The following is a 24,497-nucleotide window of genomic DNA, read 5'->3' on the forward strand; positions in this document are numbered from 1 at the left end:
AACTGATCGCATGAGCACGGTTCATGATCTCGACGGCAAGGTTCTGGCGCCATACCTGGAGGCGCATGTCCCTGGCTTCCGGTCGCTCCGGTCGATCCGCAAGTTCAATGCGGGCCAGTCCAATCCGACCTATCTGCTGGAAGCGCAGAGCGGGCGCTATGTCCTGCGCGCCAAGCCGCCGGGCGAGTTGCTGAGGTCCGCCCACCAGGTCGACCGCGAATACCGGGTGATGAAGGCGCTTCAGGGCACGGGGGTGCCGGTGCCCGAGATGCTTCACCTGTCGGGCGAGGATTCACCCATCGGTCGCATGTTCTTCGTCATGGCCTTCGTTGAAGGCCGCATCTTCTGGAATCCGGCGCTGCCCGAGCTGGCCTCGAACGAGGAGAGGGCGAGGGCCAGCGACGCCATGAACGAGGTTCTGGCCGCTTTGCACGGCGTGGATGTCACTGCCGCCGGACTGTCCGATTTCGGCCGCGCGGGCAGCTATTTCGAGCGGCAGCTAGCGCGCTGGTCGCAGCAGTACCGGGCGTCCGAGACCGGAACGATCGATGATATGGAAATGCTGATCGGATGGCTCGAGCGGCACCTTGTCCCCGACGACGGCCTGGTCTCTCTTGTCCATGGCGACTACCGGCTCGACAATATGATCTTCGCGCCGGACCGGCCGCAGGTGATTGCCGTGCTGGACTGGGAATTGTCCACGCTCGGGCATCCTTACGCCGACCTCGCCTATCAGTGCATGCAGTGGCGGCTGCCGCACAGCTCCGTCTTTCGCGGACTGGGCGGGACCGATCGCGCGGCGCTGGGGCTTCCGAGTGAAGAAGGCTACGTTTCCCGCTACTGCGAACGGCGGGGCGTCGGCGGCATCGATCACTGGGTCTTCTATATTGCCTTCTCCTTCTTCCGCCTCGCCGCCATCTGCCAGGGGGTCTACAAGCGCTCGCTCGACGGAAATGCCTCGAACCCCGAGAGAGCCAAAACCCTCGGCCGGGCCGTCGGCCTGCTCGCCGGCCTGGCGCGCGATGCGATCGAAAAAGGCAAGTAACCACATCCCTCATCCAAGTGGAGTGAAATGACATGCGCGATGCACTCATCGTCTCGACTGCCCGTACCCCGATCGGCCGCGCTTACAAGGGGGCGTTCAATGCCACCCCTTCACCGACGCTCGCCGCTCACGCCCTGAAGGCCGCCGTGGAGCGCGCCGGCGTCGATCCCGGCGAAATCGACGACTGCATCGTCGGCTCCGCGCTGCCGCAGGGTCTGCAGCACACAATCGGCCGCACGGCGGCGCTGCGCGCCGGCCTGCCGCACGAGGTGTCGGGCATGACCATCGACCGCCAGTGCTCGTCCGGCCTGATGACCATCGCCACCGCCGCCAAGCAGGTCATCGTCGATCGCATGGATGTCGTGTTGGCGGGCGGGGTGGAATCCATTTCGCTGGTGCAGACCGACGCCTTGCGCGTCGATCCCGATCCCGAACTCCTCGCTATGCATGACGATATCTACATGCCGATGCTCGACACTGCGGAAGTCGTTGCCCGGCGCTACGGCATCTCCCGCGACCGTCAGGATGCGTACGCATTGCAATCGCAGCGGCGCACGGCCGCGGGCCAGGCGGCGGGCCGGTTCAATGACGAGATCGTGCCTGTGACCGCGCGCAAGGCCGTCGTCGACAAGGTGACCGGCGCGGTGTCCCACGAGACGTTGACGCTAGGCGCCGACGAAGGCAACCGCGCCGACACCACGGCCGAGGGCTTGGCGGGCCTGCGCACGGTCAGGGAGGGCGGTTTCATCACCGCCGGCAATGCCAGCCAGCTTTCGGACGGCGCGTCCGCATGCATCGTGATGGAGGCGAGCCTCGCCGAAAAGCGCGGGCTGGCGCCGCTCGGCCGTTATGTGGGCATGGCGGTGGCCGGCACGAAGCCTGACGAAATGGGCATCGGCCCGGTTTTCGCGGTGCCGAAGCTGCTGAAGCGTTTCGGCCTTGGCGTCGACGACATCGGCCTTTGGGAGCTGAACGAGGCCTTTGCCGTCCAGGTGCTCTATTGTCGTGACAAGCTCGGCATTCCAGATGAACTGCTCAACGTCGACGGAGGCGCGATTTCCATCGGGCATCCCTACGGCATGTCTGGCGCCCGCATGGTCGGACACGCGCTCATCGAGGGAAAGCGCCGTGGGGCGAAGCATGTCGTCGTGACCATGTGCATCGGCGGCGGAATGGGCGCGGCCGGCTTGTTCGAGGTTCTGTAAGTCTGGTTCAACGCGGGCACCCGCGCCATGCGCGGGTGCCCCTGCGCGGCAGGGAAGGGAAACATGACCGCAAGACGAGTTGCCATCTACGGGAGCGGCCGCACGGCGGGCGAGCTCGTCAAGGAACTGCGGCACAGCCGGCACAGTCTTGCCGCTGCGATCGTTCACTCCCCTCGGCGCGCTGGCCAGGACCTAGGGGCATTGACGATCGGCGAGCCGATCGGCGTGACGGCGACCGCGGATCTGGATGCCGCGCTCCGCTCCGGGACGTTCGATGTGCTGCTTTATGTCGGCCTGTCCGGCCAGCGCCAGGCCGAGGTGATGGCTGCCTGCGCGGACGCAGGCGTTGACGTCGTCCATGCCTGCTTCGTCCATCCGCGGGTCGCGCTTGGGGAGGAACTCCATCGGGACCTCGCGAGGCGCGCCGCCGCGACGGGATCGCGCATCGTCGGCACGGGCATGATCCCGGGCCTGTGGCTGGACGTGCTGCCTTCGCTGCTCAGCAGCGGACTGCCCGCTCCGGTCTCGGTGTGGGGGCGGCGCCTGTCGGACATCTCGTCCTGGGGAAGCGACGTGCTGCGTCACGAGCTCGGCGTCGGTTCGACGCAGACGGGCGCGTCTCCCAGGATCGACCTGATCCTTCGCGAGTCGGCGCATATGATTGCCGATGCGCTCAACCTCGGGGAGTTCTCGCTCGAAACGCGAGGCGGGCTTGCCCTCGCGGAAGAGCCCGGAAGGGTGGGCGAGATCGACGTGCTGCCCGGTCAGGTCGAGGGCTTCCGGCAGGAACTCGTCGTCACTGCAGCCGGCCGGGAGCGAGTAAGGCTGGAATGGACAGGTCTGGCGGCGGTCGCTTCACGGGTCTCAGGGGCGGGCCCGGTCGCGGCCGTAGAAATCCATCTGGTGGGTGGCGACCGAACCGGGATCGAGCTGCGGGTAAACCCGCCGCTGGATCCCTATCCGGGTACCGCGGCGCGGATGGTTCGCGCCATAGGCGCGATAGCGACGCTTCCGCCGGGATTGCATCCGACGAGCGCATTGCCGGTCGCGTGACCGGAACTGCCCCCCGTTTCGCTCGCCCCTGATGGGCCGGCCCCACTTTCTGGAGCAGACGTTTGGATTGGCATGAAGACACAAGGGAAGCCAGGCTCCTGAGGCATTTCACGGAGCAGGTTGGTCAGATAGGCAGTCTCATCGGCGTTTCGCCATGGATGGTGGTCGACCAGGAGCGCATCGACGCATTCGCGGACGTGACGGAGGACCATCAATTTATCCACGTCAATCCGGAGGCAGCCGCGAAGGGACCCTTCGGAAAGACCATCGCGCACGGCTTTCTGTCCCTTTCCCTGCTGAGCCGCATGGCCCAGCTGGCGATCCCGCTGCCCGGCAACGTCGCGGCCGGCATCAACTATGGTTTCGACCGCGTTCGCTTTCTGGCTCCGGTCCAGTCCGGGACGCGCGTGCGGACCCGCTTCACGCTGGAGAACGTGACGCCGAGGCCGGGTGGCCGGCTTCTCCTTCGCTATGGGGCCGACATCGAGATCGAAAATGAAGGCAAGCCGGCCCTCTCGGCCGACTGGCTGACCATGCTGGTTTTCGACGACAATCCGAGCTGACCGGGACTTCAACCGAGGTTGCACGGCATCGCCGCACCTGCCGGGCAATCGTCCCTCGGTATCAAGGCGCACCCGCGCGCAGGTCAGGCGCCCGAAGCCTTCAATTCTTCCAGGATGAGTTGGCGCAGCTTGTACTTCTCCACCTTGTTGGTCGGGGTGCGCGGCAGATCGTTGACGATACGCACGTGGCTGGGCCGCATGTATTTCGGCATGGTCTCGGCGGCGAAGGCATGGATTTCCGCTTCCGTCACCGATCCGTCCGAAGTGGCGACGACGAAGGCCGCGACCTGGTCCTCGTCGCCTTCATCGCTTGGAATGGCCACCGCCGCCGTCATCCGCACGGCTGGATGCTGGTTGATCATGTCTTCGACCTGGAAGGAAGAGAGGTTCTCCCCGCGAACCCGGATGCGGTCGCCGAGGCGATCCACATAGTAATACATCCCGTCATGTCCGCGCAGTCCAGCGTCTCCCGTATGGAACCAGAGATTGCGGAAAGCCTTCAGCGTGTCTTCGGGCTTGCCGAGATAGGACTTGAAAATGACGCCGGGCAGGCGAGGGCGGACCGCCAGATGACCCACGACATCATCGGGACATTCCTCGTCCAGATCGTCGCGAACGCTGATTTCGACGAAGGGCGTGGATATGCCCATGAGGCCCTTGCGCACCGCTTCGCCGCCGGGCTGGAGGGCGAGGCCGCGCCGCGCAGCCAGCTCGGTCATTTCGTCATGGGAGAAACCGCGATACAGATCGTCAGGGGTGCCTTCGCCCTGCTTTGTTTCCTCAAGCATGATGAAAAAGCTGTTGCCGGTTTCGGTCTGGCCGAAGCCGGCGCTGACGAAATCGATTCCGAAGCGTGTCGCAAATTCGCGATGCTGCAACGGTAGCGGCTGCAGGTGAACCTTGTTGAGTGTGTTGCGGCGATCGTTTTGGGAAGGCGGAACCTTGGTAAGCCACGGGACCATCACATCGAGCAAGATCGCGCTCGTAACGTTGCGTGCTTTTATCCGATCCCAGAATTTTTCGGGGCTGAAGCGGTTCCAGATGGCGACTTCGCAGCCGACCCACACAGCCCGGCAGACGTTCACGATAGCGCCGCCGACGTGATACATCGGCAGGTCGTTGTAGATCACGTCGTCTTGGCTGGTGAGCCCGCGCAAGCCGAAAGTGTAGTTTGCCACGTAACGGTAGGGCTGCAGGACGCCCTTCGACGGACCCGTTGTGCCAGATGTGTAGAAGAGGCTGGCATCGTCATCGAACGATACGGGGACTTCCGGAGCCTTCGCGTCGCGTGTCAGGTCGGACCAGGCGATCTCCGTATGGTCCGGCCGGATCGCCGGCGGCGCCGCGACATAGTCATGGGCGCCGGGCGTAGGTGCATAGAGGACGATCGATGGTTTCGATCCCACGTCGTCTATCACCTCGTTGAGGGTTGGCAGGCACGCGGCATCGGTAACGACCAGTTTCGGCGAGGTATCGTTCAACTGGTATGTGAGCAGCCGCCCTGTGTAGGCGAAATTTATCGGGCAATAGACCGCACCGGCTTTCCAGATGCCGAACATCATCAGGGTGCTGACGAAGGCATTCTTGCAGAAAATGCTGATCCGATCACCCTTGCGGATGCCGAGGCGCGCCAGATTTCCGGCGACGGCGTCGGCGCGCCGCGCAAATTCGGCGAAGGTCAATGCCTCGTCATCTTCTCCGTAGTAGACGAACACGCGGTCGCCGGCGACGGCTGCCCAGTGGTCGAGGCGTTCAGTGACGATCTCGCCTTCTTGCTTGAGAATGGCAGTGAGTTTCCGCTCGTCCATTTAAATGCTCCCGCAACGATGGAAAGGGAGTGCCCTGCCCGTGAAGGCTTCGTGCCGGTAGCTGTCCATACCGGGCCCTGCGTTTTCGCCAATCCCGCGATCCATGCCGTCAGCGTCCGGTGAAGCGGGCCTGTCTCTTCTCAAGGAAATGGTTGATGCCCTCACGGAAGTCCTGCGAAGTTAGGCTTTTGTCCATCTCTTCGTCGGCGATCAGTGTTGCTTCGTCGAGCGTTCGGTACTGGTCCGCGTAGACCTGAGTCTTCGTAATGCGAAGGGCCCTAGGTGAAACATTCCTGGCCAGATGCCCGGCATATTCGGCTACTTTCGCTCGAAAATCGGCAGACGGATACACGTGGCTCACGAGGCCGATCCTGCTCGCCTCCTCAGCGTTGACGGGCTGCGCGGTGAACAGCAGGTCCAGTGCGCTCGACAGGCCAACGAGCCTTGGAAGGAGCCAACTTATCCCGTGCTCGGCGACGAGGCCGAGGCGCGTGAAGGGCGCGCCGATCTTGGCCGTATCGGAGGCGAGCCGGACGTCGCAGAACATCGCCATGATCATGCCCAGCCCGACCGCGGGGCCGTTTATGGCGGCAATGATGGGCTTGGGGATGGACGGAAAATAGGAATATCGGCCGAGATAGTCTGGATGCGGAGTGCCGAAGACATCTTCAACATGCGTCCCGAGTTGCTCGCCATCCAGTGCGCCCTCCGATTCGTTGGCGGCCTCGGCCAGGGAACTGGTGTCGAAGCCTGCGCAGAATCCGCGCCCCGCTCCGGTCAGCACGATGACACGCACGTCGTCGTCGCGTCCGGCGGCCACGAAGGCATCGCGAATCTCCTGTTCCATCTTGAACGTCGAGGCGTTGAGCTTGTCCGGACGGTTGAGCGTGATCGTCGCGATACCGTCGGTCACTTCATAGATTATTTCGTCGTAGGCCATGCCCCCGCTCCCTATAGGTGTCGCTGCATTTTGGAGTCGCTCAGCAGTTCGATCGTCCAGCGCTTGAGCACGCGTTCGATCTTTTCCGGTTCCATGCCCAGTTGCACCAGGGTCAGGCCCTGGTTCGCCGTTTCCTGGTAGTGGCTGATCAGGTCGTCCTTGAAGGCGAAATAGCCCACGCCCTCGATGGCGACGCGCCGCCCTGCGTATGAGCCTTTCTGGGTGGTGAAGCTGAACCGGTAGCGACCATAGGCCTGCGCGTCGGAACAGACCACGTCCTCCATGTCGGCGCGATAGTCGCGCCCACTCTCCCTGACTCGCCTGAAAAGGTCCCGGATCGCGGCGCGGCCGACCTGCGGTCCATAGACGAGATCGTGATAGACGCCGTCTTCCGCGAACAGCGCCGCCACGGCGTCTCCGTCCACGGAGGCTATCGCCTTGTTGAACGCTACGATTGTTTCCTGGAGGGGCACGACATTCTCCCATCGCCTGACGACAGAGGCAGAGTTGAATCTCTTCGACTATATGATAGACTAGTCTACCATGCAGTCGAAGTCTAGGCCGTTTGTGGGCGTCGTGGCCCAAGGGCGAGCCCGGTAGTTGTTCCAAGGAGAGACGATGCAAGCGCGGCCGGCACATACCTATCTGACGATCGGCGACCAGGTCCGCGAGACCGCCAAGGCCTATCCGGATCGAAACTGGATCGTCACCCGCGATCGCAAGGCGACCTTCGGCGAGATGGACCGGCTTTCCGACAAACTCGCACACGGCCTGACCACGCTCGGCATCGAGCGAGGCGATACTGTCCTGGCGATGCTGCCGAACACGATCGATTTCGTCACCGTCTTCTGCGCGTTGGGCAAGATGGGTTCCCTGCAGGTTCCGGTGAATGTTGCCTACAAGGGCGGGATCCTGCGCCATATCGTCAACGACTCGGCCGCCAAGGCGATGATCGTCGACCGCGACTTCATCGACCGGCTGGAGTTCCTCGCCAATGAACTGGAGCATGTCCAAACCCTGATCGTCTATGCGGAGGGAGGCACTGTCGCAGAGGATGCGACATTACCGTCCCGGCTTGCCGCGCGCTGCAAGGCCGTCCGTTTCGAGGAGGCCTTCGCGGGGACTTCGGCGGCCTTCGAGCGGCAGATAGTCCACCATGATCTGATGGGTGTGCTCTACACCTCCGGTACGACCGGACCTTCGAAGGGTGTGATGACGACCAACGCCCAGTGCTACAACTATGCTGCAGGCGCCATAGAATGCGGTTTCCTGCGCGAGGGTGATGTCTACTATGCACCGCTGCCTCTCTTTCACATCGGCGGCATGTGGGGCGTGATCTACGCCAGCTGCATCGCGGCTGCGACTGCCGTCCTGATCCCGTCCTTCAGCGTCTCCCGCTTCTGGCAGGATGTCGACGATTACGGCATTACCTGCGCTTTCCTGCTCGGCGCGATGGTCAACTTCGTCTACAAGCTGCCGCGCCGTCCGGAGGACGCAAACACCAGCCTGCGGCATGTGTTGATGGCGCCGGTGATACCGCAGGTCGATGACTTCATGGAGCGGTTCGGCTGCAAGGTGTGGACCGCCTACGGTCAGACGGAAGCAAGCTGCCCCATCTACGGCAACGGCACGCCCCCCAACAGCGACAGCTGTGGCCGGCTCGCCAGCGACCAGTTCGAGTTGCGCGTGGTCGACGACAACGACCTCGAGGTGCCGGACGGCACGGTTGGCGAACTCGTCGTTCGCTCGCGCGATCCGTGGGTGCTCATGGCCGGCTACTGGAAGAATCCGGAGGCGACGGTCGCCGCATGGCGCAATCAATGGCTCCATACGGGCGACCTGATGAAGCGGGATGCCGATGGCTGGTACTATTTCGTCGATCGCAAGAAGGATGCGCTGCGCCGCCGCGGCGAGAACATCTCATCCGTGGAGGTGGAGAACGAAATCAACGCGCATCCAGATGTCGTGGAATCCGCCGTCATCCCGGTGCTGGCCGATGATGCCGAGCAGGAGGTGATGGCGGTGGTGGTGCTGCGCGCGGGCGCCGAATTGGGCTATGAGGAACTGACCCGTTTCCTGGAGCCGCGCATGGCATATTTCATGGTGCCCCGATATCTGGAGTTCCGCGATGAATTGCCCAAGACGCCGACCGGGAAGATCCAGAAGAACCTGCTAAGAGATCAGGGCCGGGGCGTTTCCACCTGGGACCGCGAGGCGGCGGGCGTGAAGCTGGCGCGCTGAGGACGCCGGCATCGGGCGCAGCGGAGACGTTTCAAGAAGAGGCGAGACCGCCGGCGCACAAGATCGAGGAGATCGTCGAATTGGTCGTGAAGGACAGCGTGGTTGTCGTTACAGGCGCAGGCAGCGGCATCGGCCGGGCGCTTTGCGAGCTGTTCGCCGAGGCCGGCGCTCGCACCGTGGTGGCTGCGGACCTCGATCTGGACCGTGCGCGAGAGACGGCGGACCCTCTGCGTGGCGAGGCGTTCCGTTGCGACGTCGGCAAGGAAGAGGACGTTCGCGGCCTGATCGAGACCGTTGGGGAGCAACACGGCGCCATCGACCTTTTCTGTTCCAACGCCGGCATAGGCGCCGCCTTCGACATGAGTTTCGACAACGCCGCGGGTGCTGCGAACGAGGATTGGCAACGAGCGTGGTCTGTCAATGTCATGGCCCATGTCTATGCCGCACGACATCTCGTGCCCTCGATGAAGCGAAGGGGCAGGGGACATTTCCTCCAGACCATTTCGGCCGCCGGCCTGCTATCGCAGATCGGCAGCGCCGTTTATTCGACGACCAAGCATGCCGCGGTCGGCTTCGCCGAGAACCTTGCGATCACGCATCGAGACGATGGGATAAGGGTCTCGATCCTGTGTCCCCAGGCGGTCGACACGCCGATGCTCGCCGGCCTGCCCGACGGCCCGCAGTCGATCGATGGCGTGATGTCGGCTCACGATGTCGCCCGGATTGCGCTCGAGGGCGTGGAAAAAGATGCGTTTCTCATCCTGCCGCATGAGCAGGTGACGGACTATATGCGCCGGAAAGCCGCCGACTATGACCGGTGGATCGGCGGCATGGCCAAGTTGAACAGGCAGTACGGGCAGAGCCCGTCCTGAAGCCGGCCGTTCGAAATTTGCGGTCCTCTAACGACGGGTGTCAGGCGGGAACGGGATCATCTGGCTTGGACCTCGAGCCAGCGCCTGATGGTGGCAAGCGTGCTGAGCAGCGGGACGAACCGCGACCCGCTCGCGCCGAACGGGACGGGGGCGAATTTTCCTTCGCTGAAGACAGAACCGCATTCTCCGCCGCCGATCAACCGGGAGGCGATGCAGTGGCCGATATAGGCCCCCATGGCGACCCCGGCCCCGTTGAAGCCCAGCGCGAAATGGATGCCATCGCGTGTGCCAAGGTGCGGCATCCGGTTGGAGGTGAACCCGGTCCTGCCGGTCCAGTAATGCGTGATGCGCGTGCCCTCCAGTTGCGGGAAGAGTTCGACGATGCTTCGGTGATTGGCGCGAACCTGTGCGACCAGGTCGCCGTGCGGGAGGCCGCTTCGCGCGCATAGCAGCAATCGTGTCTTGTCCGGCGACAGCCGCCAGTATTGGGGCATCGCGCGCACGTCCGCGTGGACACGATGCGTGGGCACGATCTGTTGGACGACCTCCGGAGCCAGCGGCTCTGTTGCGACCACCTGTACATTGACCGGCAGGATCCGCCGGCGCAGCGCCAGCGTCTCGTTACCGATATAGCCGTCGGTCGCCACGATCACCTCGCGTGCGACGACCGTGCCCCGCGTGGTCGAAACGGAATGGCCTTTGCCCGCGGACGCGATCTTCTTCACCGCGACCTTGCCGATGACGGTCGCGCCGGCCGCTTCAGCCAGACCCATCAGGCCATCATGCCACTTGCCGGGATGGAGTGCCCCCGTTTCGGGCAACAACAGCCCGCCGCAATAGAGGCGGGAGCCGCTTTCGCCGCTGGCGTGATCGGGGCCGATGATCTCTCCCTTCTTGCCCAGATAGCGCTGCATCTCGGCGAACTCGCTCTTCAGGCCGTCCAACTGGCTCGTTGTGTAGGCCCAATAGATGCGGCCGTTCTGCTCGAACGAGCAGTCGACGGATTCCTGCCTGATAAGGTCGGTGACGAAGGCGTAAGCCCGCTTGGCCTCGGTGTAGGCCTCGACGGCCTTCTCCACGCCGGCGATCCTGCGCAGCCTGGAGAATGAGGCGAGGAGGGAGGTTCCCACGAATCCGGCATTGCGGGAACTGGCGCCATCACCGGGACGACCCGCGTCCAGCACCACGACTTCCCTGCCAGCCTTGGCGAGCGTTCGGGCAGCCGACATGCCCGTATAGCCGGATCCCACGATCAGGACGTCGACCGACCGGGGGACATCGGCAGACGGGCCGTCCCGGCGCGGGGCCGCTTCATGCCAGTACGGCTCGTTCTTGAATTGCGGGTGCAGAAAAGCGGCGCCCATTTGCGTGTCTCCTGGTTGATGCCTTGGTCGGACGGTGATGGCCGCGCGCCGCTCAGCGGGCGACTTTGATGCCAGCGGCCTCGCGGTCCCAGGTTGAAGCGGAGCGTCCGGCCTCGCGAAGCACCTTCTTCTGAACCTTGCCGGTCTGGGTCTTTGGCAGCGCTTCCACGAAGTCGATGAATCGCGGCACCATAAAATAGGCCATGCGCTTCTCGGCGAAGCGGATGATGTCCACGGGATCGGCGGACTCACCCGGCTTGAGCACGACCGCGACCATGACTTCGGACTCGGTGTGTTCCGAAGAAGCCGGAAACACGGCGCATTCCGCGATAGCAGGGTGCCGGCTGATGATGCCTTCAACTTCCATCGAGGAGATGTTCTCGCCGCGGCGACGGATCGTGTCCTGGATCCTGTCGACGAAATAGAGGTTACCCTCCTCGTCGTGGCGTCCGGCGTCCCCCGTGTGCAGCCATAGGTTCCGCCACATCTGCGCGGTTTTCTCCGGCTGGTTCCAATAGCCGCGCATCGTGATCCACGGCTCGCGCGGACGCAGCAGGATCTCGCCGATCGTGCCGGGCGGCACGGGACGGTCGTTCTCGTCCGCGATCATCGCTTCATACTTGTCGTCCCGCAGCCTGCCGACGATCTGCTTGTCAGGGACGAACGAGCCGAGCGCCATGCGAATGGGCCCGCCGCTCTCGGTCGAGCCGTATGCCGTGGCGACCCTGACGCCGAAGCGGTGCGCGAAGTCTTCGGTGTCTGATAGAAGCGGGCACATCAGGACCTTCCCCAGCGACGTGTCGGCATCGCGTTCGTCGGCGGGTTGCCGTTGCAGGAAATTGGCCATCGCGCCCAGCAGATATGTCGAAGTGACGCCGTAAGCCTGGACGTCGGACCAGAAGCCGCGGACACTGAACTGGCGCGGCACGATGGCGGTCGCGCCGAAAATGGCGGTTCCGAATATCACGCCCCATCTTCCGGCGACGTGGAAGAGCGGCAGGCCGCCCGTGTAGAAGACATCATCCTCGCCGATCTCGAGCACGCTGCCGCAGGCATTGCCATATTCGAAAGCGTGGACCTGCGTGACCATGACGCCCTTCGAGCCGCCGGTTGTGCCGGACGTGTACATGATCGACATGACGTCGGATTCGGCGGGCAACTCCGCGTCGAAGCGTGCGTCCAGCAGAAGATCCCGAAACGGATATGCCTGGTGGCCCGCGACCGTCGGGGCAGCTTTGCCGTTTGGTTCGGTGTCGATGACGTAATAGGCCGAGATCCCCCGGAGCTCTTCGCTCACGGCTTCGAACCGGTCGGCAAAGCTGCTGTCGATGACCGCGACCCTGGCGCTGCAGTCGTTGGCCACGTGGATCAGGGGATCGCCGCGATAGGCAACGTTCACCGGCACGTCGATAATGCCTGTCTTGGCGCACGCCACCCACAGGGCGATCATCTCTACACCGTCCCGCATCATCACCAGCAAACTGTCGCCGGCGCTGAGGCCCGCCTTGTGCAGGCCGTTCGCGATGCGGTTCGAGAGCGTGTCCATATCCGCGTAGGAGACGTCCCCGAAATCGCCCCGGAGAAAGGGCTTGCTGGAGAGTTTTGCCGCCTCCTTGATGACGTGGACGATCGTCCGTTCGCCCGGTTCAAACTGCTTCATTGTTCGTCTCCTCCCCAGCGAGCTTGTCGGCCATCCTGCAAATTTCGCTTGTGTTTCGACCGACCGTTAGTTTAATAGACTAAACGGAAGGTTTTCTGATTTCAAGAGAAGGAGGATCGGGTGAGCGAAGCGATCAAGGTGGAAAAAAAGGGATCCGTGGCGTGGCTGACGCTGAACCGTCCCGACAAGCTGAACGCCATGACCATCGAGACCTGGGCGCGCTTGGGGGATCTGGTCCGCGAACTCGACAAAGACCTCAGCATTCGATGTCTCGTCATCATCGGGGCGGGCCGCTCGTTCCTGGCAGGGCATGACGTGGCCGAGATCAAGGAGCATTCCGAGGACATCGCCTCGGGCAAGGTCGGCGCCAGCCAGATGCGGGAATGGCAAAAGTCGTTGCAGGACAGCACGCGGGCGATCCGCCTTGCGCGGTTCCCGGTCATTGCCGCGGTGAGAGGTTATGCGGTCGGGGCGGGCTGCGAGCTCGTGTTCGCCTGCGATATGGTTGTGGCCGAGGCCAACGCCAAATTCGGGTTCCCCGAAGTCAATATCGGGGCGACCATCACCAATGGCGGCACCTTCTTCCTGCCACACAAGGTTGGCCTCGCGAAAGCGCGCGAGCTTGCCTATACGGGCGAATTCATCGATGCGGCCGAGGCTTACCGGATCGGCCTGGTCAACCGCCTGGTCAAGGACGGCGACCTTGTCGAGGAGGCCGACAAGCTTGCGCGCCGGATCGCCTCGCGCGCGCCCATGGCCGTCCAGCTTCACAAGGTGATGCTTGATCGCGGACTGGAGGCATCGCTGGAAGTCATGCTCCATTTCGAAACGGAGAGCATGCTGCAATCCAACCTGTCGCCTGACAGCATCGAGGGCACGAGCGCCTTTCTGGAGAAGCGGGAGCCGAATTTCGGCTGACATTCTGTCGGCGGCCCAACTTGTTGCGGGCCAAGCCGCAAACGGACGTCGGGATCACTATGAGCGAAACCCGTTTCAGATCTGCCAGTCATACGGTCACAGGGGAGTGGATCGATTTCAATGGCCATATGAGCATGGCCTACTATCCACTTCTGTTCGAGACTTTGGGTTCGAATATATTGGACGAAATCGGCCTGAGCACAGAATACATTCGCACCGAAAATCGGTCATTGTTCACGATAGAATCGCACATGCGTTTCCTGCGTGAATTGCATGAAGGCGACCGGGTCTATTCTGTCTTTCGCTACGTGGATCACGACCACAGCAAACTTGTCTATGCCCAAGAGCTCCACCACGAGGATGGCTGGCTGTCGGCGACGTTGGAGGTTCTCGCAATACATGTCGACATTCTGGCCAGGAAGAGTGCGCCCTTTCGAAAGGACACCTTGGCTTTGTTTGAGGGGCTTGCTTTGGAGGTGAGGGCGCGCCCGAAACCCGGCTATCTGGGCCGTGCTGTGGGGATAAGCAGGAGGCGGGCGTGATAATGAGGCTTCGAGACGTGGCGCTTCACGGCGCCAGCTCGTGGCGGCGAGTCCGCAACCCTCGTGCATCCGCATCCGACAGCCTGGCCATGGTGCACGAACGCTCCCGTCGCGACAGGAGAATGAAGCATGGAAAGCAGCAGCCTCTTTCGCTTCCGTCCGATGATCGCCAATGACGTTGGGCACGTCCCGATGAATTGCCATGGCGAGGCGGCGGAGTTGAGCGATCGCATCCAGGAACTGGGCTCGGCCGCCATCCTGGCCTATGACGGCGACCAGCATGTCGGTCAGTTGCAATTCCGGAAGCACCTTCCTGGCCTTCGGTCGAGGGAAGGCATCTTTAGTCCCGACTGGTGGGGTGACTTCGCCGATCGCCGGCAGAATTTGCCCGATCGAACATTGTGCATCTACTGCTATCACGTCGGCCAACTGACGGACGGCGAAGCCCGGGACCAGCGTTATCAGGGACGCGGCCTGGGCGCTGCGCTGCTCGACCACCTTGTCGAATGGGCGGACGCTAACATGTTCCACGCGGTCGTTGCCAAGGCCGTGCCCGCGAATACCGCGGTGATGCGGTTCATGGGCGGGCAGCCGGAAAATATCTATGCCGCAAAGGACTTCATTCGTATCGACCGATGGGTCGATCGTCAGATGCACGGCGCGCTTGTCGATCGCGGTCTCATCGCCAAAGACGAAGATTCCGAAAGCGTGGCCACTGTAGGCCTCTACATGCGTGAATTGTCCGCCGGCAAGGGCGCCAACCAAGCGTAGTCCTTACACGTCGCGGTGAGCTGCGGGCGACGGTCCGAACGAGAAAACAGGCAAAAAAGCGTCGGTCGGATTGACAAGTGACTTATCAGTCGGTTTACTGACTTAATGTTCGTTAATGGGAGAACTGAGCATGAAACTCTGGAAGCAAGTGTTACCGTCCGTGGTTGCGCTATTGGCGGGTATCCCGACGCACGCCTTTGCGGCGGAAACCATCAAGTATGGCCTGGTGTCGGCCTTCAGCGGCCCCGCGGCTGCGTGGGGGTCGATGGAGGAGGTCAACGACCAGCTCGCGATCGAGGACATCAACGCGGCCGGCGGCATCAATGTCGGCGGCAAGTCGTATAAGCTGGAGCTGGTCAAGTACGATCACGCCTACGATCCGACCAAGGCTGTGACCGTCGTCCGTCAGGCCGTCCAGCAGGACGGCGTCAAGTATCTCGAAGTGATGGGGGGCGGCGTCATCCCTGCCATCCAACCGATCACCGAGCCGAACAAAGTTCTGATATTCGGCGTGGCCGGCGGTGATACCTGGATTGGCCAGAAGACACCCAACACCTTCAAGCCTTACTTCAGCGGCTCGGAAGCCGCCTTGGCAATGCTAGCCGCGGCGAAGGAGAAGAATCCGAACATCAAGTCGTTCCTCGCCATGTATCCTGACGACGAACTCGGCCACTCCAACGCCGATACTCTTTCCAAGACCATCGAAAAGGGCGGGACGAAGTTCAACGCGCTCTTCACGGCGCGCGACGTCACAGATTTCTATCCCGTCGCGCTGAAAGTCATGCAGGACGCCCCCGACGTCATCGATCTCGGCGTGACACCCGGTTCCCAGGCAACTGAAATGGTGAAGCAGCTCAGGGAAAACGGCTATCAGGGCATCTTCATCTTCTCGGATACGGCCGACAAGGATGCGATAGAAAAGGCCGGCGTGGTAGACGCCGTCGCCGGCGGCTATTCGGCTCCCTATTGGTCGAGCTTCGATTCTGAAAAGGGTAAAAGCTGGATGGATCGCTACCGGCAGCGCTACGGCAGCCTGCAAATGTGGACCGGGCAGCAATACGACAATCTCTGGCTGCTCAAGGCCGCGATCGAAAAGGCGGGAACTTTCGAGGACACGGCCAAGGTGGCCGAGGCGCTGGGCGAGGTTTCGGTCGAGGGCCTCGGAGGAAAGGTAAGCTACGGCGGCAAGGTCACTTACGGGCTGCCGCGAGCCTTTGTATCGGATATTCCCGTCGGCGAGATCGGCAAGGACGGCACGTCCATGTCGCTGAAGCAGGTATACGTCTATAAGCCTTAGGATCTCTCCGAAGCCGCGATCCTGTTCCCGTGCGTCCGGCCCCAGGCTGTCCGCGAGAGGCGGGTTCGCGCTGGCTACGGCCTCCGGGCGAGGCGGCTCTCTCCGGGTGATTCAAGGAGCCGCCTGTTCGGCCGAAGGCCGTCCCAATCACTGAGTTTGGATCGGCGCTGCTGGCGGCCGACCCTTGGGAACTCCTCAATGCTAACAGTACAGATCATAATCAACGGCCTTGCCATGGGGGCGTCGCTCGCCCTCGTGTCCATCGGCCTGACCTTGATTTTCAGTATCCTGCGGGTCACCAACTTCGCGCACGGCGTGCTCTACATGCTCGGCGCCTACACCGTAGTCTATCTGTGCGGGACCCTGGGCTGGAACTACTTTGTCGCGCTCGCCACAGCCGGCCTGTTGCTCGCGGCATGCGGGGTTCTGCTGGAAGTAGCGCTGTTCTCCCGCTTCCATGGGCGCCTGCTGGAAGGCGCGGTGATGGCCCTCGGCGTCGGATTGTTCGTCGAGGCGGCGGCATGGATCGTCTTCGGCGGCACGCCGCAGAGCGTCGGCACGCCCTTTCCGGGGGTATGGCATGTCGACGGCATAATCCTGCATAAGCATCGCATCTTCGTCATGCTGGCGTCGGCCTTGCTGGTCGGCCTTCTCTATCTTTTCGTCGACCATACGCGCTACGGCCGCGCCATGCGGGCAATGCAGCAGAATGCTTACGCGGCGCGCCTGCAGGGCATCGACGTGACACGGATATCGATCCTGACCTTCGGCCTGGGCGGCGCCCTGGCCGGCCTGGCCGGCGGTCTGATGGCGCCGCTGCAGAAGATGCTGCCGGACATGGGGGCCGGTCCGCTCCTGCTGGCTTTCGTCGTCATCATCCTCGGAGGGATGGGCAGCATCGGCGGCGCCCTGGCGGCGGCAATTTTCATCGGCATGGTTCAAAGCGTGGTTATTTCGTTGTGGACGCCGCAACTCGCGGTCGGCGTGAGTTTCTTTCTTGCGATGCTGATCCTGCTGGTTCGGCCTAAGGGGCTGTTCGGCCATGAATAATGTCGCTTCGAGGTCTTCCGCGGGCATTTCCGCCGGCATTCCCAACCAACTGGCTTGGACTGGCCTTGCGGCCGTGCTGGCATTGCTCTTCGTCGCCCCTTCATTCCTCGGCGAATATCTTGTCCACGTCCTTATCCTGACGCTTTTCGCGATCGTGCTCGGCGTGAGCTACAGGTTGCTGATGACGGCGGACGCGGCGTCGTTCTGCCACGGCACGTTCTACGGGATAGGCGGCTACACCGTCGCCATCCTGACGGCGAAGGCAGGGCTCTCGTTCTGGCTGGCGTTTCCGGCCGCGGGCGTGATGGCTGGGCTCGGCGCCGTCGTCATCGGATATCCGGCGCTGCGAACGAGAGGTCCCTACTTCTTCCTGATGACCTTCGGGTTCCTCATGGTGATGCAGTCCGTCTTCGCCAACTTTGTATCGCTTACGGGCGGCTTTTCCGGGATAGCGAACATCCCGCCGCCAACAGGCATTTCGGGCATATCAAGCTTCTACTACCTGACCCTGCTGTTCACTGTGCTGTCGGTGGGGCTTTTCTGGGTGATCGATCGTTCACGGTGGGGACTGGAACTTCGCGCCCTGGGCGATTCCAACGACCTGGCACAGGCTGCCGGCATCAGCCGCTTCAGGAACATGATGCTGGCCTTCATTCTCGGGGCCGTGTTTGCCGGGTTCACGGGCGGCATCTATGCCAGCTACATCACCTTCGTCGCGCCGCAGAGCTTCAATTTCTGGATCTCGGTCTACATACTGACCTACGCCGTCATCGGTGGCTCGCGCCAGTTTTCGGGCGTCATCATCGGCGCGATCTACATCACCCTGCTTCCGATCGTGTTCAACTGGTCGCAGAACTTCGTTGCCCTGTTCGTCGCCGCCAGCATCGTCGTCATCATGATGCTTTTCCCGGAAGGTATCGTTGGCACGCTGGCGCGGTGGAACCGTGAGCGGCGATCCTCCAGCCGCGCCGCCAGTCCGGCCGGCGACCGGCCCTCGCCGCCGATAGCCGTGGCGCCGCGGCCTCGCAATCTTGCCAGCGGCCGTCCGCTGCTGAAGGTTGGCGGACTGGACAAGCATTTCGGCGGCCTTCACGCAACGAAATCCGTAAGCTTCGAGATCAGGGAAGGAGAAACCCTCGGGCTCATCGGGCCGAACGGCGCGGGAAAGACCACTCTCTTCAACCTGATCAGCGGCTTCATCCGGCCGGACAAGGGTACGGTGGAACTGGAAGGCGTCAACATCGTCGGCAAGACGCCGGACCGGATCGCTCGCTTCGGCCTCACCCGCACCTTCCAGGCATCGGCCGTGTTCGACAAGCTGACCGTGCATCAGAATCTGCTGGCCGCCGGCGCCGCCGGTCGTGGTTCGGAAACTGAGCACTCGGCGCTCGTGGAAGACGTGCTTCAGTTGGTGGGCCTCACCGCGGTTCGGGATATGGAGGCCGGCTCGCTGCCTTTCGGAACCAAGAAGCTGGTCGGCCTGGCGGTGGCGCTGGCTACCCGCCCGCGACTTCTATGCCTGGACGAGCCTGTGACGGGCCTGACCGGCAAGGAGGTCGAGCGTTTCGTCGACGTGCTACGCCGGCTGCAGGCCAGGGGCGATCTCGCCATCCTCCTGGTCGAGCATCGTATGCCGGTGATCATGAATGTGTGCGATCGGGTGATTGTGCTGAGCTTCGGCGAGATCATTTCGCAAGGCACGCCGCAACATGTGCAATCGGACCCGATTGTCCACGAAGTCTATCTCGGCTGAGGGCGTTGCAATGAGCAGCTCGGATAATCACACGTTGTTGCGGCTGGAAGGCGTGTGCGCCCGCTATGGCGAGGCCACGGCAATCGAGGACATCACCCTGTCGGCGACAGCCGGATCGGTCGTGGCCATCATCGGCGCCAATGGGGCAGGCAAGACGACCACCCTCAAGGTCGCCTCCGGGGTGTTGAAGCCGGCAGGCGGCGACGTCTGGTTCGATGGCCAGCGCGTCACCGGCGAGCGCACGGGAATCCTGGTGCGCCGCGGCATCGCCCACTGCCCTGAAGGGCGTGGCGTGTTTCCGTATATGTCGGTGGAAGAAAACCTGCTCACGGGTGCCTTCACTGTCAAGGACAAGGCTGCGACGAGACAGCGGCTCGAATACATCTGGAACCTGTTCCCTAGGCTGAAGGAGCGCCAGACTCAGCATGCCGGCACGCTGTCTGGCGGTGAGCAGCAGATGGTCGCGATCGGCCGGGCGCTGATGTCGTCGCCCAAGCTGCTGTTGCTCGACGAGCCGACCATCGGCCTGGCGCCGAAGATCGTGCAGCAGGTCGCCGAGCTTATCCGGCGTATCCGCGACGAGGGCGTCAGCATCGTCCTGGTTGAGCAGAACGCCCAGATGGCGTTGGACCTCGCCGACTACGCCTATGTCCTGGAGGGCGGAAAGGTCAGGCTGGAAGGGCCCGCCGCCACATTGAGAACCAGCAACCTCGTCCGCGAGGCGTATCTCGGCATTTGAGCAATATCGGGGTCGCGGAATGGTCCGATCGGCCACCCATCTTTCCCTCACAACTATGAAAGTCTGATCGCAATGGAATTCGTCAGGACCAAGGTCGAAGAGCATATCGGCTTCATCACCCTCGATCGACCCGACAAGCTGAATGCGATGACGATGGAGATGTACTACGAGATCAGCCAGGCGCTGATCGACATGGACGACAACAAGGACGTCTGGGTCATAATCGTCAATTCGAGCACGCCGAAAGCATTCTCGGCCGGCGCGGACCTGTCGATCCTCCATACCGTGCTGACGGAAGGCGACTTCGAATGGAGCGCCTTCAAGCCCGATCGCTTCGACACCGGTCTGCGGGTCTCCAAGCCCGTCATCGCCAGCATTTCTGGCTTCTGCCTGGCGGGCGGGCTGGAACTGGCGCTGAGCTGCGACTTGCGGGTGGCTGCGCGCAACGCCGTGCTTGGCACGCCCGAAGTGCGCTGGAGCGTGCTGCACGGCTTCGGAGCCCTGATGCTGCCGCATCTGACTTCGCTCGGCAAAGCGCTGGAGCTGATGTTCACCGGCGAGCCGATTTCCGGCGAGGAGGCAGAAAGACTTGGCTTGGTTAACCATGCGGTCGACGCGGAAAATCTCGAAGCCGCGACGCTGGAGCTTGCCAGGAAGATTACCCGCAATGGGCCGATTGCGGTTCGGATGACGAAGGAGATCGCGCTTCGCGGCCTGAGCCTCGACCTGCATGACGGGCTGCGCCTCTACCTGGAACTGAACCGTGCGGTCCATGCCTCGGCGGATTCCGTCGAGGGCATGCATGCCTGGCGGGATCGCCGGCCTGCCAATTACCAGAACCGCTAGATCCGGGAGGTTTTCATGCGCGTCGTTCAAGTCGGCTTCGGGTCGGTCGGAAGAGAGAATCTGAGCCAACTCGCGAAACGTGGTCACCAGCTTGTCGGCATCGTCGACAGGCGGGAGGTCCTGGATGGGATCGACACCGCCGGACTCGGCTTCAAGGGCGAACCGCCGGTGCTCGAGACCGACCTCGCAAAATGTCTCGCCAGGTCGAAAGCAAACATCGTTTTGCTCAGCACGTCCTACGATCCTGCCCACATCCTGGATGTCGTGACCAAGGCGGCGGCCGCCAAGTGCGATGTGATCACCGCCAACGGCATCGTCGACGTTGTCGAAATCGATCCGCAACTCTCGCAAGCCATCGAGCGAACCGCTGTGGAGGCCGGAATCCGCGTTCTCGGGGTCGGGATCGTGCCAGGCTTTTTCAGCGACCTGCTTCCCCTGTTTCTGACCGGCGTATGCGCCGACGTGTCGGCCATCAAGTTCCTCGACCGGACCGACTTCGACAAATACGGACCCGATGTCATGAGGCGCTTTGGTTTCGGGCTGTCGCCGGAGGAGTTCGATGCGCAGGCGAAGGCGGGCACGATGCTCCTATTCGAGCGGCTGTGGCAGTCGGCGCATTTCATCGCGCATCAGCTGGGCTGGCCGATCGTGAAGACGGAACAGGCCAAGCAGGCCTTCGTGTCCGATCGCGAGCGCAAGGGCGATTATACGCACGTGAAGGCCGGCACTGTCGGCGGCTTCAGCCACCAGGTTGTGGTTCATTCTACCCAATCGCGCAGGATAGACCTCGAAGTGATCGGCTATCTCGATGCTTCAGGCGAGCACGAAACGCCGGCGATGTCGGTCGAGATCGTCGGCAATCCGACGTTCCGGGTCGACTTGAGCGGAGAAGTCCTTTTGTCGTCCGGGGGGGTGACCAGCACCTCGGCCAGGATGGTCAACAGCATCGACGGGCTTGCATCCGTAGCCCCAGGTTTCAGGGTGACAGCCGATCTGCCCGTCGTGGCCTGCCGGGATCGCCTTTCAGCCTAACGCAATGATGCCTGACCCTTTGGAGGAACCGGTCTTCGTCACGTAGAGGACCGGTCCGTTGCCAGCCCGTCCTCGAGTCGTGTGCCCATATGCTCGAGATCACTCGCAAGCCTCTCCAGGTCGGCACGCAACTGACCGATCCGCTGCAACGGATCTTTAAGCGCCTCGTGAACGGATGCGGCGCGTGGCCACGCACCTGTGCGGTCGGAACCGTTCGACAGCCAGCCAGTCTCCAGCAGGAGAGCGAACTCTGCGCCGACTTTCTCGGCCGGCAGCGGCCAGCCGGCCAAGCTGTACCACTGCACCATGAACTCGATCATCCCGATGATGGCCAAGGCAATCAGTCTAGGTGTCACGTGGCGGATGACCCCTTGCTTCTGGCCTTCGATGACAACGCTTTCGAACATCCGTTCCAGTTCACGGTTCCTGCGAAGTACTATCATTTGGTTCGGACGTGACAGCTCCGATTCAGCCCGTATAAGCGAGCCGATAATATTGACGTCGTCAGTCATTACGTTGACGTAGCCGTGCACCATACGACGCAGCCGCTCGTTAGGCGGTACTTCAGTATCCTGAGCAATGGGGCGGAGGTGCTTTTCGCAAAGCGCGTAGAATTGATCGAAGATCGCCATCAAAACGTCTTCTTTCGAATTGATGTAATGGTAAAAACTCGACTTTTTTACGCCAAGCTTTTCTGCAACTTCGTCGAGACTTGTGGCGCGATAACCTTTTTTTGCGAACAGCTCGGCTGACGCAGCAATGATCATGTTCTTGTCTATGCCGGGGCGACGACGCCTAGGTGTGTCAGTAGATGCAGTAGCGGACATGCTCTTCCCATCCTTCCTAGTACGTCGGGCACATGAACGCGACGACCTGCCTGCGTGAGAAGTAGCGCGGTCGGCCGTGAATGTCGATGCCGACGGTCGGCAAAACTACCAGTCGGTTGTTGACATATTAATCGACTGGGTGATAGATAATCCGACTGTTCGGTAGTTTAGACGATATGGACGGGAAACAGATGTTGGAAACCTACAATCCCGAGGGATGGGCGAAGCCGCGCGGCTTCTCTCAAGTCGTTGCAGGGGAGGGGCGTCACGTCTTCCTCGCAGGCCAGATTGGCTGGAATCCGCGTACGGAGAAGATCGAGGCGGTAAGCTTCGCCGACGAAGCCCGGCAGACGCTTGCCAACGTGGTCGATGCTCTGGCCGCAGCTGGCGCCAAGCCCGAGCATGTGGCTGCCATGACCTGGTACGTGACCGACCTTGATGCCTACCGGGTGGCCGCCAAGGATATCGGCAAGGCCTATCGCGAACTGATCGGCAATCACCTGCCTGCGATCACGCTGATACTTGTGTCAGGGCTGCTTATGGAAAAGGCAAGGATCGAGATCGAAGCCCGCGCAATTATTCAGAAGAGCTGAAGGCAGATGGTTATGACTGGACGCAAGATATTCTCCGCCGAACATGAGATGTTCCGCGAGACGGCGCGCAAGTTCTTCGAGACCGAAGTGGTGCCCGAGCTCGATTCCTGGGAGGAGAATGGTCGGCCACCGCGTGACTTCTGGAACAGGGCGGGCGAGCATGGCCTTCTAGGGCCGACCGTACCTGAGGAATTCGGAGGGCCGGGCGGCGACTATCTGTACAGTGCAGTCATAGACGAGGAGTTGGCGAAAGCAGGCGCTGCGAATGCTGCGGGGCTGTCGGTGCACAACGATATCGTTGTTCCTTATCTGGTAAGTTTCGCATCTCAAGAGTTGAAGGAAAAGTGGCTTCCCAAGATGGTGACGGGCGAGGCTGTCGGAGCGATGGCGATGACCGAGCCGGACGGCGGCAGCGATCTCAAGGCCGTTCGCACGACGGCCCGCCGCGACGGCGACGAATGGGTCATCAACGGCAGGAAGACTTTCATCTCAAACGCGGCCTCGGCGGACATCATCCTCGTCGCGGCCCGCACCAATGAGGCCTCCGGCGCGAAGGGGTTGAGCCTCATCGTGGTGGAAGCCAGCCGGGACGGATACTCGCTCGGGCGCCTTCTGAAGAAAGCCGGCCTCAAGGGCGGCGACACAGGCGAAATGTTCTTCGACAATGTGCGCGTGCCGGTCACGAACCTTGTCGGCGAGGAAGGCCAGGGCTTCGCCTACATGATGGAGAAGCTCGCCACCGAAAGGCTGGGGATCGCCGTCATGGCCGTCGCCCATGCCGAAGCTGCGCTCGGTTGGACTATTGAATACGTCAAGGACCGCAAGGCGTTCGGCAAGCCGTTGTTCGAACTCCAGAATACGCGATTCAAGCTGGCCGAGGCGAAGGCGGATGTGACGTTGGGCCGATTGATGGTCGACAAGTGCCTCGAGCTCTACATCGAGAACAACCTCGACATATCGACGGCGGCGATGGCCAAATTCTGGTGCAGCGACATGCAGTTCCGGGTGATGGACGAATGCGTCCAGCTCCACGGCGGCTATGGATACATGTGGGAGTACCCGATCACCCGCGCCTGGGCGGACTCGCGGGTTCAGCGCGTCTACGGCGGTGCAAACGAGATCATGAAAGAGCTCGTCGCGCGGTCGCTTTAATCCGGCCTGCCACCGACGCCAGACAATCCGGCAATCGTCATTTGCAGCCTCGCACTGGCGCTCGACGCTTCGCGGGGCAGGGGAGAGATTTGCTCATGAAGATCCTTGTGCCCGTGAAGCGGGTTGTGGACGCGAATGTGAAGGTTCGCGTGAAGGCCGACGGACTGGGCGTCGAGCTTGCCAACGTCAAGATGGCGATGAACCCGTTCGACGAGATCGCGGTCGA

At 62.3% G+C, this 24,497-nt stretch carries 23 protein-coding genes and 1 pseudogene; 18 read left to right on the forward strand and 6 right to left on the reverse strand.

All coding sequences use genetic code 11. The features are described 5' to 3' along the window. Positions 1 to 10 precede the first annotated feature (10 nt). The 4 genes from ACWGS9_RS18385 (at position 11) to ACWGS9_RS18400 (ending at position 3,866) form a co-directional block, all read left to right on the forward strand. Positions 11 to 1,045 carry a phosphotransferase family protein gene (locus ACWGS9_RS18385; protein ID WP_454506579.1) on the forward strand — a complete coding sequence of 345 codons (1,035 nt, stop codon included), beginning with the start codon at positions 11 to 13 and terminating at the stop codon, positions 1,043 to 1,045. 32 nt (positions 1,046 to 1,077) lie between these two features. Then, positions 1,078 to 2,250 (forward strand): acetyl-CoA C-acyltransferase, encoded by a 1,173-nt coding sequence (locus ACWGS9_RS18390; protein ID WP_454506580.1) that lies wholly within the window; start codon positions 1,078 to 1,080, stop codon positions 2,248 to 2,250. Positions 2,251 to 2,313: 63 nt separating this feature from the next. Continuing rightward, entirely contained in the window at positions 2,314 to 3,303 is a 990-nt protein-coding gene (locus tag ACWGS9_RS18395; protein ID WP_454506581.1) for a hypothetical protein, read from the forward strand. Positions 3,304 to 3,365: 62 nt separating this feature from the next. Beyond that, entirely contained in the window at positions 3,366 to 3,866 is a 501-nt protein-coding gene (locus ACWGS9_RS18400; protein WP_454506582.1) for a MaoC family dehydratase, read from the forward strand. 83 nt (positions 3,867 to 3,949) lie between these two features. On the opposite strand, the gene ACWGS9_RS18405 is transcribed toward ACWGS9_RS18400, so the two are convergent. The 3 genes from ACWGS9_RS18405 to ACWGS9_RS18415 form a co-directional block, all read right to left on the reverse strand. Further along, entirely contained in the window at positions 3,950 to 5,674 is a 1,725-nt protein-coding gene (locus ACWGS9_RS18405) for an AMP-binding protein (protein ID WP_454506583.1), read from the reverse strand. Between the two features lie 109 nt (positions 5,675 to 5,783). Further along, positions 5,784 to 6,614 carry an enoyl-CoA hydratase gene (locus tag ACWGS9_RS18410; protein ID WP_454506584.1) on the reverse strand — a complete coding sequence of 277 codons (831 nt, stop codon included), beginning with the start codon at positions 6,612 to 6,614 and terminating at the stop codon, positions 5,784 to 5,786. 11 nt (positions 6,615 to 6,625) lie between these two features. Next, positions 6,626 to 7,087 (reverse strand): nuclear transport factor 2 family protein, encoded by a 462-nt coding sequence (locus ACWGS9_RS18415; RefSeq protein ID WP_454506585.1) that lies wholly within the window; start codon positions 7,085 to 7,087, stop codon positions 6,626 to 6,628. A 145-nt stretch (positions 7,088 to 7,232) separates the two neighbouring features. On the opposite strand from ACWGS9_RS18415, the gene ACWGS9_RS18420 reads away from it, so the two are divergent. Further along, positions 7,233 to 8,855: an AMP-binding protein gene (locus ACWGS9_RS18420; RefSeq protein ID WP_454506586.1), complete on the forward strand. Its 1,623-nt coding sequence runs from the start codon at positions 7,233 to 7,235 to the stop codon at positions 8,853 to 8,855. 80 nt (positions 8,856 to 8,935) lie between these two features. After that, a complete protein-coding gene (locus ACWGS9_RS18425; protein WP_454506587.1) occupies positions 8,936 to 9,727 on the forward strand; it encodes an SDR family oxidoreductase in 792 nt (263 codons plus the stop codon). 56 nt (positions 9,728 to 9,783) lie between these two features. Here the strand turns inward: ACWGS9_RS18425 and ACWGS9_RS18430 are convergent, their stop codons facing one another. Both ACWGS9_RS18430 and ACWGS9_RS18435 read right to left on the reverse strand, forming a co-directional pair. Continuing rightward, the gene (locus ACWGS9_RS18430; protein ID WP_454506588.1) at positions 9,784 to 11,091 is read right to left on the reverse strand and encodes an NAD(P)/FAD-dependent oxidoreductase; all 1,308 of its coding nucleotides are present in this window, start codon (positions 11,089 to 11,091) and stop codon (positions 9,784 to 9,786) included. Positions 11,092 to 11,143: 52 nt separating this feature from the next. Next, positions 11,144 to 12,751, reverse strand: a complete 1,608-nt coding sequence (locus tag ACWGS9_RS18435) for an AMP-binding protein (RefSeq protein WP_454506589.1) — start codon at positions 12,749 to 12,751, stop codon at positions 11,144 to 11,146. Between the two features lie 120 nt (positions 12,752 to 12,871). On the opposite strand from ACWGS9_RS18435, the gene ACWGS9_RS18440 reads away from it, so the two are divergent. The 9 genes from ACWGS9_RS18440 (at position 12,872) to ACWGS9_RS18480 (ending at position 21,699) form a co-directional block, all read left to right on the forward strand. Further along, positions 12,872 to 13,669 (forward strand): enoyl-CoA hydratase/isomerase family protein, encoded by a 798-nt coding sequence (locus ACWGS9_RS18440; protein ID WP_454506590.1) that lies wholly within the window; start codon positions 12,872 to 12,874, stop codon positions 13,667 to 13,669. A 59-nt stretch (positions 13,670 to 13,728) separates the two neighbouring features. Next, positions 13,729 to 14,211: a thioesterase family protein gene (locus ACWGS9_RS18445; RefSeq protein ID WP_454506591.1), complete on the forward strand. Its 483-nt coding sequence runs from the start codon at positions 13,729 to 13,731 to the stop codon at positions 14,209 to 14,211. 162 nt (positions 14,212 to 14,373) lie between these two features. Then, positions 14,374 to 14,982: a GNAT family N-acetyltransferase gene (locus ACWGS9_RS18450; protein WP_454506592.1), complete on the forward strand. Its 609-nt coding sequence runs from the start codon at positions 14,374 to 14,376 to the stop codon at positions 14,980 to 14,982. Positions 14,983 to 15,112: 130 nt separating this feature from the next. Continuing rightward, positions 15,113 to 16,279 carry an ABC transporter substrate-binding protein gene (locus tag ACWGS9_RS18455; RefSeq protein WP_454506593.1) on the forward strand — a complete coding sequence of 389 codons (1,167 nt, stop codon included), beginning with the start codon at positions 15,113 to 15,115 and terminating at the stop codon, positions 16,277 to 16,279. Between the two features lie 198 nt (positions 16,280 to 16,477). After that, on the forward strand, positions 16,478 to 17,329 hold the full coding sequence (locus ACWGS9_RS18460) for a branched-chain amino acid ABC transporter permease (RefSeq protein WP_454506610.1): 852 nt from the start codon (positions 16,478 to 16,480) through the stop codon (positions 17,327 to 17,329). Beyond that, positions 17,322 to 19,082, forward strand: coding sequence for a branched-chain amino acid ABC transporter ATP-binding protein/permease (locus ACWGS9_RS18465; RefSeq protein WP_454506594.1), 1,761 nt, complete (start codon positions 17,322 to 17,324; stop codon positions 19,080 to 19,082). Before ACWGS9_RS18460 ends, ACWGS9_RS18465 begins: the two co-directional genes overlap by 8 nt. Before the next feature lie 10 nt (positions 19,083 to 19,092). Then, on the forward strand, positions 19,093 to 19,821 hold the full coding sequence (locus ACWGS9_RS18470) for an ABC transporter ATP-binding protein (RefSeq protein WP_454506595.1): 729 nt from the start codon (positions 19,093 to 19,095) through the stop codon (positions 19,819 to 19,821). A 72-nt stretch (positions 19,822 to 19,893) separates the two neighbouring features. Next, positions 19,894 to 20,667 (forward strand): enoyl-CoA hydratase/isomerase family protein, encoded by a 774-nt coding sequence (locus ACWGS9_RS18475; RefSeq protein ID WP_454506596.1) that lies wholly within the window; start codon positions 19,894 to 19,896, stop codon positions 20,665 to 20,667. Between the two features lie 264 nt (positions 20,668 to 20,931). Beyond that, positions 20,932 to 21,699: a hypothetical protein gene (locus ACWGS9_RS18480; protein WP_454506597.1), complete on the forward strand. Its 768-nt coding sequence runs from the start codon at positions 20,932 to 20,934 to the stop codon at positions 21,697 to 21,699. 38 nt (positions 21,700 to 21,737) lie between these two features. Here the strand turns inward: ACWGS9_RS18480 and ACWGS9_RS18485 are convergent, their stop codons facing one another. After that, on the reverse strand, positions 21,738 to 22,526 hold the full coding sequence (locus ACWGS9_RS18485; protein WP_454506598.1) for a TetR/AcrR family transcriptional regulator: 789 nt from the start codon (positions 22,524 to 22,526) through the stop codon (positions 21,738 to 21,740). Positions 22,527 to 22,717: 191 nt separating this feature from the next. Here ACWGS9_RS18485 and ACWGS9_RS18490 point away from each other — a divergent pair, with 191 nt between their 5' ends. From ACWGS9_RS18490 to ACWGS9_RS18500, 3 genes and pseudogenes are all read left to right on the forward strand, one after another. Next, positions 22,718 to 23,119, forward strand: coding sequence for a RidA family protein (locus ACWGS9_RS18490; RefSeq protein WP_454506599.1), 402 nt, complete (start codon positions 22,718 to 22,720; stop codon positions 23,117 to 23,119). 12 nt (positions 23,120 to 23,131) lie between these two features. Next, positions 23,132 to 24,271, forward strand: coding sequence for an acyl-CoA dehydrogenase family protein (locus tag ACWGS9_RS18495; protein WP_454506600.1), 1,140 nt, complete (start codon positions 23,132 to 23,134; stop codon positions 24,269 to 24,271). 95 nt (positions 24,272 to 24,366) lie between these two features. Beyond that, a pseudogene (locus tag ACWGS9_RS18500) lies at positions 24,367 to 24,497 on the forward strand (electron transfer flavoprotein subunit beta/FixA family protein); the annotation flags it as partial.

The organism is Mesorhizobium sp. Arg314 (genome assembly GCF_053714275.1).